Origin of the sequence: Pediococcus cellicola (genome assembly GCF_001438655.1) — a bacterium.
In the GTDB taxonomy this organism is placed as follows: domain Bacteria; phylum Bacillota; class Bacilli; order Lactobacillales; family Lactobacillaceae; genus Pediococcus; species Pediococcus cellicola.
The window spans coordinates 24,007-35,291 of sequence record NZ_JQBR01000008.1 but is presented as its reverse complement, the minus strand read 5'-3'; the positions used below and the strand labels follow the sequence as shown (position 1 = coordinate 35,291).

General features: G+C 36.2%; 11 protein-coding genes. All 11 read right to left on the bottom strand.

The window, feature by feature from the left end; genetic code table 11:
• Nucleotides 1–2: 2 nt before the first annotated feature.
• On the bottom strand, nt 3–1,040 hold the full coding sequence (locus tag IV80_RS07565) for a PTS fructose transporter subunit IIC (protein ID WP_057751717.1): 1,038 nt from the start codon (nt 1,038–1,040) through the stop codon (nt 3–5).
• Between the two features lie 15 nt (nt 1,041–1,055).
• Nucleotides 1,056–1,370, bottom strand: a complete 315-nt coding sequence (locus IV80_RS07560) for a PTS fructose transporter subunit IIB (RefSeq protein ID WP_057751715.1) — start codon at nt 1,368–1,370, stop codon at nt 1,056–1,058.
• 22 nt (nt 1,371–1,392) lie between these two features.
• On the bottom strand, nt 1,393–1,848 hold the full coding sequence (locus IV80_RS07555) for a PTS sugar transporter subunit IIA (protein ID WP_057751712.1): 456 nt from the start codon (nt 1,846–1,848) through the stop codon (nt 1,393–1,395).
• Complete coding sequence (locus IV80_RS07550; RefSeq protein ID WP_057751710.1) at nt 1,841–3,769, bottom strand: BglG family transcription antiterminator; 1,929 nt, start codon at nt 3,767–3,769, stop codon at nt 1,841–1,843. Before IV80_RS07550 ends, IV80_RS07555 begins: the two co-directional genes overlap by 8 nt.
• Nucleotides 3,770–4,037: 268 nt before the next feature.
• Entirely contained in the window at nt 4,038–4,694 is a 657-nt protein-coding gene (locus IV80_RS07545; protein ID WP_057751707.1) for an HAD family hydrolase, read from the bottom strand.
• Between the two features lie 60 nt (nt 4,695–4,754).
• Entirely contained in the window at nt 4,755–5,735 is a 981-nt protein-coding gene (locus IV80_RS07540) for an SIS domain-containing protein (protein WP_196755575.1), read from the bottom strand.
• Between the two features lie 42 nt (nt 5,736–5,777).
• Nucleotides 5,778–6,608: a PTS system mannose/fructose/sorbose family transporter subunit IID gene (locus tag IV80_RS07535; protein WP_057751702.1), complete on the bottom strand. Its 831-nt coding sequence runs from the start codon at nt 6,606–6,608 to the stop codon at nt 5,778–5,780.
• Between the two features lie 28 nt (nt 6,609–6,636).
• Nucleotides 6,637–7,440, bottom strand: a complete 804-nt coding sequence (locus IV80_RS07530; RefSeq protein WP_057751700.1) for a PTS mannose/fructose/sorbose/N-acetylgalactosamine transporter subunit IIC — start codon at nt 7,438–7,440, stop codon at nt 6,637–6,639.
• Nucleotides 7,441–7,474: 34 nt separating this feature from the next.
• Complete coding sequence (locus tag IV80_RS07525; RefSeq protein WP_057751698.1) at nt 7,475–7,945, bottom strand: PTS sugar transporter subunit IIB; 471 nt, start codon at nt 7,943–7,945, stop codon at nt 7,475–7,477.
• Nucleotides 7,945–8,358, bottom strand: a complete 414-nt coding sequence (locus IV80_RS07520; RefSeq protein WP_057751696.1) for a PTS sugar transporter subunit IIA — start codon at nt 8,356–8,358, stop codon at nt 7,945–7,947. Before IV80_RS07520 ends, IV80_RS07525 begins: the two co-directional genes overlap by 1 nt.
• Nucleotides 8,359–8,462: 104 nt before the next feature.
• Complete coding sequence (locus tag IV80_RS07515) at nt 8,463–11,210, bottom strand: sigma 54-interacting transcriptional regulator (RefSeq protein WP_057751694.1); 2,748 nt, start codon at nt 11,208–11,210, stop codon at nt 8,463–8,465.
• Between the last annotated feature and the right edge of the window lie 75 nt (nt 11,211–11,285).

Genomic DNA, 11,285 nt, shown 5'->3' with positions numbered 1-11,285 from the left:
ATTTATCCCTCTTTCACTTCTGAATTATGTCGAGTAAATCTCTTTAAGAAATTTACCAATAATGCTGTAACAATTACACCAACCAAAATTGCGATTGTATACAAAATTATGTTAGATGAAAATGGGATCGCCATCACCGTTGAGAGAGCTGTCTTTTGATATGTGCCAAATAAGGCATTAGTTGCACATCCTGCCGCCGTTCCAACTATAATACTTGGAATGACTCGAACTGGATCAGCTACTGCAAATGGGATAGTTCCTTCTGTGATTCCAACAATTCCCATTACTAATGCTGAACGCCCACTCTCAATTTCGGCGTCACTATATAATTTCTTACCACCAATTAAAGTTGCTACAAACATCCCTAATGGTGGAATACCAATCGCCATCAGCATTGCAGTACTTGCTTGATAACCGCCAGAAGTAAATGCTGCCATTCCGAATGCGTAGGCAATTTTATTAACTGGGCCTCCCATATCAACAGCCATCATTCCTCCTAGAAGGGCTGCCAAAAGAACTGCGTTGGCACCGCTCATTCCTTTGAGCCAAGCTGTCAATGCAACCGTCATTGCTTTAATAGGATCACCAACAACATAAATCAAGAACAATCCGACTACTAACGTTGCCAAGAATGGAATTACGATTAGTGACTTAACAGCAGTTAAATTTGCTGGCATTGGAATTTTTTTAAGCCATCGAACTAAATATCCAACTAACAGGCCGACTAACATACCACCTAAAAATCCAGTTCCCATTGAAGATGCAACCAACCCAACAATAAATGCTGGTGCAAGTCCAGGTCGATCCGCGATTGAAAATGAAATGTACGCTGCAATAATAACGGGAATAAATCCCAAACCAGTTTGGCCCAGAAGCCTCAGATTACCCCAGATATTACTTGTTTGATTCCAAACGTTTTGTCCTCCAAAAATTACCGCAATTGATGTTAACAGTCCGGCTGCAGTAACCAGCGGAATCATATACGAAACGCCAGTTTGAAAATGATTGGCTAATTCTTTACCAAATTTTTTCCAATTCATTCTATTCACTTCCCCTTAGTTTGTCAGTTCAATTGCCTGATCAATAGCTGATTTTCCGTCTTTGACGACCTCTGATGTGCCAACTTTTAAAGTCTTCTTTCCTTCGAAACGGTCAGGTTCTTGTACATTAGTATCTACTGCAAAAATAACGACATCAGCGGCATCAATCTCAGACTGCGAAAGACGATTTTCAACGCCCATTGCTCCTTGAGTTTCAACTTTGATATCATACCCTTCCTTTTTCGCAAATTTTTTCAAATTTTCAGCGGCCATATAGGTATGTGCAATCCCTGCAATACAAGCTGTTACTGCTACAATTTTTTTTGACATGTTTCATTCCTCCAAATAAAAATTAGTTTTTAAGTATTCTTAATACTTCTGTAGTTGTTTCCGCACTCTTTATTGAATCTACAAATTCGTCATCCATCAGTTTCCCTGATAATTTGGCCAGCATTCGTAAGTGATCATCACCCTTCGCTTTTGGTGAAACTGCCATGAGAAAAATGATATTGACTTTGCTTCCATCCAGTGAATGCCATTCTAATGGTTCTGTATTTTTGGCAAATAACATCGTAGATTGGATAACCGAAGCACTTTTTCCATGTGGAATGGCAATGTTATTACCAATTCCGGTAGTCGTTAATGATTCACGATGCAAAACATCTTGATAAAAAGCTTCAGCATCGGAAACGCTTCCATTTTCTTGTAAAATTAACGCTAGTTGATGAATTGCATCTTTTTGATCCTTAGCATGCAGATTCATCACAACATTATTTTCAGAGATAAAATCACTTAATTTATTACTCAATCAATTCACTTCCTAACTTTTTCAAAACTACTTGCGCATTTGTGCATCCCACAAGTTCTTTCAATAATTTCTTATTCTCTAAAATATCATTAAAACGTTTATAGATTTGTTCAATCTTGTTCTGTACCTCTCGATTCATCGCCAGAAAAAAGACAATATTGACTTTGTTTCCTTCCCACATAATTCCTTGGGGATTAATATAAATTGCAATACATGGTTTTAATACAAATTCAATTGGTGCGTGTGGCATGGCAATGTTATCAATTGCTGTACTGGCTAATTTTTCACGATTTAATGCAGCTTCAATAATGCCGTTCTTTCCATAACCTAATTTTTGTAGCTGTTTCCCTATATTTTTGATCACTGCCGCTCGGGTTTCTGTTTTTTTAGCAAAAAATATCAATTGTGAATTTAGAAGACTTCCAAAACTACTTGAATTTTGACGTTCTTCCAAAACTTGGTCTACTACATTGTGGATTTGCTTAGCCGAAGCATTATCTAAGAATGGTGGAACGACCACAACTGGTGTATTAGGAATTTCTATATTGATCGTACTAATTACGAGATCTTCAACAAGCGGATGGTCTTTCAAATCCTGAATTGATGTCACTCTGTTGATCTGAATACTATTTGAAAAATATTTTTTAACTCGTTGTTCAAGTAAGCGAGCAGTTCCTAGCCCAGTGCTACAAACAATAACTGCATTGATCATACTTCTTTGACGTTCTATATACGCTTCAATATGTAAAGCAATGAATGCCACCTCATTTTCGTTCAATGTAATTTCAAATTGCTTTTCAATTTTGGCGCTAAGGTCAATTGCATTATTAAATGCCAAAGGAAAATATTTTTTGATGTCTTCGGTGTATGGATTATGCAAATTTAGTCCTAAAGAAAGCCGTTTTAAAGCCGAGGTTAAATGAACAGTAAGCCCTCTTAGCAAGGTGTCATCAGAACTACGGATATTAGTTGCTAAAAATTTATGAATAACATTTTTTTCGATCGGTGAAGCCATTTTTTCTAAATTGTCTTTTCCAACAGGTTGCCCCTCAGCTGCCAAAATATGAATATTAATATACTGACGTTCATATTGTGGAATTGTGACACCAAATACATCTTCTAAAATTTTAATTAACTGTATAGTATTTGGCTCTAAAGTTACTGGATGTGTGCTTTGGGCAAGTGTTTTTTCCTTAATAATTCTTTCCATTGAAATAATTAAATGAACTGCCAAGGATTGAAATTCATAATCAGTAAAATGGAGTAGGCTTTTCTTTTCAAAGCGATCGAGTGACGTTAAAACCTTTTGGAAGGTATCTTTACTAAAAAAAGATCGCATTTCAAGTGGTATTTTTAATTCTCGGTGCATCTCTCCTTTCTTATTTTCCAAATACATCGTGTCTCCCCAATACATCGTGAGCAACTCCGATATGAGTTTTCTTTTGGCTGATTCCGAAGCCATAACTTGCATACCTTCATGATTTGTTTCAACAAAAGCATTATTTTTTGCAAGGATCCGTTTAACTTCTTTAAAGTCACTTTCAAGAGTGCTGCGACTAACAAAGGTGCTATCAGCTAAATCTTGAATAGTTAACGGTTTATTAGAAAGTAAAAGTTTCGAAAGTATTGCAATAACACGTTCACTTTTTGTGTTGGGTGTATCTGGATAAACTCTTTTTTGTAGCGTAATTTGAAGATCACTTGGGTCTCCTTCGAAATAAATACCAACATTTCGTTTACGAACCAGCTTGACTTGATAATCGCTTAATAAAGTTCCTATATTGTCTAAATATTTCGAAATAGTCTTCCTTGATCTCCCAATCCGCTTGGAAATATCAGAATAATGAACAACTCCGGAATTAAGAATCAATTTGATAATTTGCACTTCTTGATCTGATAAATTTTCAATTGATTCATGCATTTCATTCACCTCCTGAATACGTTTTCAATATAACACGCCATTTCTTTTTGAAATATTCAACAAAGTACACTTACATTAGTGTACTTGATGCGTGCATTAGTATCTCATAGAAAGAGAATGATGGAAATACCTATAAAATACACATTAATCTGTAATTGATAGGATCGTCACAAATTCCCGTATGGTGATTTCTGTTGTAAAAAACCTAATATCTTTGCTAAAACCTAAAAAAAAGATCGATATATTTTATACCGGTCTTTACTAAGAATTAACTGTTGTATTTTTCTGATATTTTTTGAAACTTTTTAAGAATTTCCTCGAAATTATTCACAATTTTATCTGCCGAACTTTGATCGATCTCATAATCTTTCGGTTTTAGTGCCCAGGTTTCCAATCCTGCTCGTTTCGCAGCTGTAATTCCTGTTACACTGTCTTCAATTACAATACATTCTGAAGCTGGTAGTCCAAGCTTTTCCACCGTAGCATGATAAATCATTGGATCTGGCTTGTTACGATCAACCATTTCTCCGCTCATCACCAGATCAAAATAATATTCCAAGTGACACTCTTTTAACATGCGCTTTACTTCATGCAATTCCCCCGCTGAAGCGAGTGCAATTGCAAAGTCCATTTGTTGTAAGTAGCAAAGTAATCCACGTACTCCTTTGTTCAGTATTTTACGATAATCAAGCGGATGTGTTTCCTGATACTTTAAATAGTCTTTTCTTAACTCCTGTCTATATTTAATATTCTGTGGCACAAGTAACTCCCACACTCGCTGATTTGACACCCCTAAGTAATCTTTAAGATTATCACTACCTGGTTGAATACCTTTCTCCGAAAAAAAGTTAAGTCGACGTTCCAAATAAGCACGCTCGCTATTTACCAGCACACCATCCATATCGAATATCACAGCTTGCTTCATAAAAATCACTTCCCCATTTTTCTATAAAATAAAAAAGGGCGATTTGCCCTTTTAATTAAATTAGTATTCCAACTTCCACATATAACGACGTTTACTTAAAGGATGATTCCGTGCAGCAGCTAATTCTTCAGCATATTTCCGGAACACACCAGTTAACAGCATAGGGTTAAAGTAGTCAATCACATTTGGTCCAGCAATTGATGATAAACCAAAGTCTTTTGCGTCAATCAAAGTATATTTAGCATCAAAACGCTGTAAAAAAGTCAGGGCACGCATATCCATCTTCCGAGTTTTACCATCGTTAGCATAAAGTAAGAATGGCGCATCTTTAACCGTCAATTCAAATGGGCCATGGAAGTACTCGCCAGAATTATAATTTGGCGCTGCAATCCATTGCATTTCCATAAACAAGAAGTTAGCCGTAGAATATGCAACATCTTGTGTGGCGCCACTAGCCATCACATAAATGGTCTTCTCATCTTTATATTGTTCAGCAAATTTCTTTGCACTTGGTCCTACATACTTAATTTGGTCTTCAATTAGATCGTAAATACCGTCAAAAGCGGTTTGTGCTTCTTCGTAGTAATCATAACCTTCATATTGGTTGACAATTTCAACAGCTAACTTCAAAGCCAGAGTCATTTTTTCAACTTTTTCTGCATAATTTTTGTCAAAACCATGTACAATTGTGTATTCTGCTGCCTGTACGATTGGTGACCCTTCATTATGAGACAAAGCAATGGTAGTGGCTCCCAGTTCACGGGCATGCTTTGTTGCTTCAACTGACTCTGGAGTTGTTCCACCTAGTGACGCTGAAATAACAATAGTATCTTGCCCTACGTTCTTTGGTGCATCGAAATTAAATTCATTTCCTGTCATGATCGCTGTTTGTAACGATTTGCTTTCGCGAAGTGTGAAATAATATGCAGGATAAAGGTCTGCCATTGACGCACCACAACCAACAAATAGTACTTGCTTAATTGCTTTGTGATCCTTTTTGATTGCCTTAATAATTGACTCTGCTGTATTACTACTCATAATAAATATCCTCCTAAAATTTTTAAAAATTATTACCTAAGTTATTTAAGCGAAAATACCAAGCACACTTAGAACAATTCCGCCAACAATGCTAATAACAAGAATCCAGGTTGTGCTAACTTTCTTTCTTAATAACCAATACATAAAGAAAGTCACAGCCAAGGGAATCATTTGCGGAAAGATAGTATCTAAAGTTTTTTGTAGCTTAAAAGCTTTTCCCATGGCTAATGGTGTCGTAATACCAATCATACTTGCGATCATGGAACCAATTACCATTAGTCCCACAATTGTAACCAAATACATGATACGGTCCATCATGCCAGAAGCCGTTAATTTTTTTAGATATTTTTGCCCTGCCACGTAACCAAGTTGACCGCCGTACCAAGTAAAACCAATGGATGGAATTAACGAGATTACCATTGCCATAATTGGCCCAGCCACACTGCCTTGACGAGCCAAGCTAATACCAAGCCCAAATGCCAATACTCTAAAAGTACCTTGAAATAAAGAATCTCCAATTCCGGATAAGGGCCCCATCAACGATGACTTAACTGCATTAATGGAATCTGGATCAAATGAATCCGGATTTTTGGCATATTCCTCTTCCATTGAAGCCGAAAGTCCTAGCACAAATGAACTTGTTTGCGGTGTACAGTTATAAAACGCCATATGCCTCTGATAAGCTTCCTTTTTCTTCTCAAGTCCACCTGGTGAATTATCATATAATCGGTCGATTGTTGGGGCAATGCCATATAAAAAGCCCATGTTCATTTGCCGCTCATAATTCCATGATGCCTGAATTGCCCATGAACGCCAGAAGAACTGTGATACGCGATGATGAAGTACTTTTTTGCTTTGTTGTGGTACATCTGACATATTAATTACCTCCTTTGTGTACGATTAGCTATAATTCTTCTAAGTCATCATCAGAATTACCAGAATCATCTTCATGAGTATTCCCAGAATTGTCATTTCCGTGGGATTTCGGTAACACTTCATTCAAAACAAAGGCAAGAATTACCGCAAAAATGGCAACTCCTGTGACTGAGAGGCCACCGTATGCTGTGATAAAAAATCCTAACAACAGATAAATAACTGTCTTCTTTGATAACATTGTGGACATCAGCAGTGCAAATCCAAAGGCAGGTAAAATTTTACTTGCTAAGGTTAGGCCATCTGTTAACCACGTAGGAATTTGCTTTACTAAATCAGATACGACGCCTGTTCCGAAATAAATGGCTATGAAAGTAGGAATAAAATACATTAATGAATAAAGCAATGTCCCCCAAAAGATATGATAGTGCAATGCTGTTTTAAACTTTCCATTGTCTATAGCATGTTCTGCTGCATGTGATAGAGAAGACAAAACCATCCGTAGCACAATTCCAATTAACTGACCTAGAACTGCAATTGGCAATGCAATTGTTAATGCCGCCTGTGCAGTTGTGTTAGATAAAATAGCAAACGCTGTTGCAATAACAGATCCCAACACCATATCAGTCGCAACGGCTGCTCCGATATTAACTAATCCCATGGACATCAATTCAAGAGTTGCGCCTACCATCAAGCCTTTGGTAATATCTCCCAATGCAACACCAACCAATGTACTCACGATTAATGGTCGTTCAAAGTTTGATCGCCCCAGTAACCGTGAATCCAACATGGCAAATACACTAATTAACCCAATGATTAGAGCTTTTATAAACATATTGATTCACCCCTTTTACATTTATGAAAACAAACTAAATTTTAGCGTTCAGGCTCTCTCTTTTTGCCGTTGGAATCTGTTGCATATATAAGGTAATTCCCATGTCTTTCAATTCCTTACTCCATTGAACCTCTTCAGGTGTTAAGAAAATTGCATTACTAAACCTTGAAGCCCCTTCTCTATCCTGAATACCTCCGTAATTAATTTCAGGAACCGAGCCAAATGCTTTAATAAAATCATGCGTTTCTTTAACGTTGCTAAAAATAATCATGGTATTGTCTTTTAACGCCTTAATTTTGGGAATTCGTTCAATAGCTTGGGCAACACTGAAAAGACTCAATTTAACATCTGCTGGTTTAGATAATTTCAACGACATTTTTTTAAAATCATCCTTTGCAGTAGCATTATCAATAATAACGATTCGTTCAATTCCTTGAGACTTAGTCCACGCAAAGACGACCTGTCCATGCATCAAACGATGATCAATTCGAATTAACTTAATCATTACAAATCCTCCTCTCCAACTTGCTTTGTAAGTAATGTATTGATATCAACAATTGCAGAGCGAGCATTGTCGATAATTTGTTGAATGGCATCAGCATCCAGTGCCTGTTTTTTGGTTACCAATTCCATCACTAATGGCAAGTTCATCCCGGCAATCAACTGAACATTCTTATGATCACGGAGCAACTGTATTAAATTTGTATTAACTGATCCTCCTAAAACATCAGTTACTACAATAAACTGTTCATTTGGATCTTTTTCAATTTTCTTTTTGATATTATCAACATAAGCCGTTTCATCGCCATTTAAATACGCTGCATATGCAGTCAGATTAGGAGTTTCGCCAATAATGATTCTTAACGTATCTTGCATCCCTAGTGCCAGTCGCCCATGGCTTGCCAAAATAACTTTCATAAATTACACCTCGCTTCCAAAATTCTCTTTACACCTTTATATAATGCAAAAGGCGTGCCAACTTTCTGGCACGCCTTTTGTTTTTTCTTTAAAATGCTTTAAGTTCACAGATTTCCGTGTACAATATCATAAATGTATCCCAGTTCAGCTTTTGGGATTTGGACACTATATTGGGCTTCTATGACACTAAAGGCTTGTTTTAGATCGTCCACTAGCTTAGTGTCATAATTTGGTTCCCAATCGTACGTGGTAATTGGCTCGTTACGAATTAATCTCTCGATCAAACAACTTACATGAACATACAATGCCATCCTTGTTCGATTATTTAGTTGCTTTCCGGAAACTTCACTGTATCGATTTAAGGCAACATCAATACTTTTCATTACTGCATGTGCATCAAGAATAGTTAATGAGTTAATGACTCTTTCAATTGTAAAATTATGCAAAATTGTATCTATCAGCTTTTGTACCTCTTCGGTCGTTGCAATTGGCGCTAGGGCCTCTGCAAATCGCTGTGTATCTTCGCCTAAAATCAATTTTTCAAGTGGAATAAAGGACACATCATCAATTTGAGGATCAACGGTTCCTACGATCGTTAAAATATTAAAAGTATGTGCCAATGTTTTTATCTGTTCCGAAGACTGTAATAACGCATAATCATATGCATTAACTACAATGTTTAATTTTTCTGGAATGCTATTATCTAACAAATTTTTAATTTGTCGTGCAGTCCCGATCCCAGTATTACAACAAGTAATGACAAGATTTTTCTTGTTTTTTTCAGGGTAAATTATTTTGCCGTCTATTCTTATCTTTTTTTGAACATCGTTCACAATATTTTGTAACTCATCATGTTTTAAAATTCTTTCTCCCACCATCAATGCCGATTGTGTAGATACATTTGAAATGACACCAATCGGAAAATCAATGCTAGTATGCAAATATCGATAAATATCATTCAACGATCCCATATCAACCATTAAAATTAATCCTGTTGAAATCGCATTCCTATTAATATAATTTGTAACTTCTTGGCCAATCTCCTCGGGTCCATTAGTTAATGGCATATCAACGAAATCTACAATGCTTCTATTCCCCAACATTTTATTCACTACCGTCGCAATACTGCTAGCAGTTGAGTAGCCATGTGCGAGAATAATACAGCGGATTTGATTAGGATGAACAACTTTTACAACACTATTTAAATATAACTGTAAAAATAAGCGGTCAACCACATCATTTTTTAAATTTAAACTATCTTGGATTAATTCTAGAATTTCATTAGTAAATCCAGATATTTTGGGAGAACTGGTAACCAATCGGTTTGAAATCGTAGTAAGCACTTCATGACTTTTAGAATCTAATACCCAATATGCGAACTGACGATAATAAGAAAAATATGCCAAAACAATAACTGTGTTACCAGAAAATTCAACATCATCGTCTGCTTCAATATTGTTAATCTTGACTTGAAAAAGTCTTTGAAAAAGTTTTAAGGGAACCTCACCGCGTGTAATCATTTTGCTATAAACTAACTCATCACATAAAGTAGTAATGACGGTTGTTGCATTTTCAACAAACGTCTCACACATGCCATATGTTTGAAAAAGTTTAATAATTCGCTTAAAAGCCTGCATAATTGGATTATTTAAAGATGTTTCATCTGTCAGCAATTGTTTAATTTCCATATTTTCAGAAATCGTTATCGTCGTCCTGTCGCCTGTTAGGCGTATACGTTGCCCCTCACCACCATTTTGCCAAACGTGATTTGGTAGGTCACTCACATAAATTGTGATTTGTTGATCATAATTATCACGCATTGTTTTACCTAACGCATTAGCAACAGTCAATGTAATATCATTTTTCAATTGCCCAACATTACTTTCATACCGTTGACCTGTAATTGCCGCTAATACTTGATTCGTCAAAACTATTTTTTTGTTTATTTGTTTAGCTTGTCGCAAAAAAAATAGTTTTGCCAAACTTTCTCTCTCAAATGGCGTGCGTAAATTTAAGCTCGGAATTTTCACCTGCACAGGAACTCTCCGAATAAAGGTCTGTAAAAATGTACTCCCAATATCCTCAGTAGTCGCAAATACTAACCGAACATTAACTTTATGCCCGTTTTTGGTTGACCCAAGAGGAGAAATAGTCCCATTATCCAGATATTCGAAAAGTTTTTCTTGTCCTTTAGCTCCCAATCGATGAACTTCATCCAGGAACAACATTCCGTTATCAGCCTCATCAAATAGCCCAGTCTTATTTTCAGTTGCGCCCGTAAACGCTCCAGATTTGTACCCAAATAATAAACTCGCTAAAAGCTCTGGATTATCTGCGTATTCTGCACAGTTCAGGTGCACAAACTTGCTTTCTGGTTTTAGATATTTCATAGCTACGTTGTAATCATAATAAACTTTCGCAAGATATGACTTTCCAGATCCAGTGGGACCTGTCAATAAAATCGGTAATCCGTTTCCTGGATAACGAGCAGCCGCCTTTAACTGCTTAATTTGAATGAATAAAGATTCGTGAGCACCTATTACTTGGTCAAAAATATCTTTATTTACTTTAGAAGTTGTGAACAAATCAGCTACACCGTTATATTCAAAATTACAACTTGCTCCAAGATAAGTTTCAACCGTTTTTTTATCATAAAATCGAACAGGTCTAGTATTAACCTTAACTACCTTTCCTTCTTTTACTAGTTGATTTAAGTAGTGACTTGCAGTATTGCGTGCAATATCAAATTCTTGTGTAAAAGAATCTGCTGTAATATTTGTGGTTACTAACTTACTATTTTGGCAAAGTTCTTGTAATTTGCTGTAGATTCGTTTTTTGATTTCTAGTGACATTAATTGCCCTCCAATCTTGACCAATCATATAAGAAAACTAGGTAACCGCAGATTAATAAAATTTGCATCGGCCAC

What these genes read in the sequence shown, in the direction of transcription:
- IV80_RS07515 (WP_057751694.1), bottom strand. Translation starts at nt 11,210, where the DNA reads ATGTCACTAGAAATCAAAAAACGAATCTACAGCAAATTACAAGAACTT.
- IV80_RS07535 (WP_057751702.1), bottom strand. Translation starts at nt 6,608, where the DNA reads ATGTCAGATGTACCACAACAAAGCAAAAAAGTACTTCATCATCGCGTA.
- IV80_RS07530 (WP_057751700.1), bottom strand. Translation starts at nt 7,440, where the DNA reads ATGTTTATAAAAGCTCTAATCATTGGGTTAATTAGTGTATTTGCCATG.
- IV80_RS07520 (WP_057751696.1), bottom strand. Translation starts at nt 8,358, where the DNA reads ATGAAAGTTATTTTGGCAAGCCATGGGCGACTGGCACTAGGGATGCAA.
- IV80_RS07560 (WP_057751715.1), bottom strand. Translation starts at nt 1,370, where the DNA reads ATGTCAAAAAAAATTGTAGCAGTAACAGCTTGTATTGCAGGGATTGCA.
- IV80_RS07550 (WP_057751710.1), bottom strand. Translation starts at nt 3,769, where the DNA reads ATGCATGAATCAATTGAAAATTTATCAGATCAAGAAGTGCAAATTATC.
- IV80_RS07545 (WP_057751707.1), bottom strand. Translation starts at nt 4,694, where the DNA reads ATGAAGCAAGCTGTGATATTCGATATGGATGGTGTGCTGGTAAATAGC.
- IV80_RS07525 (WP_057751698.1), bottom strand. Translation starts at nt 7,945, where the DNA reads ATGATTAAGTTAATTCGAATTGATCATCGTTTGATGCATGGACAGGTC.
- IV80_RS07565 (WP_057751717.1), bottom strand. Translation starts at nt 1,040, where the DNA reads ATGAATTGGAAAAAATTTGGTAAAGAATTAGCCAATCATTTTCAAACT.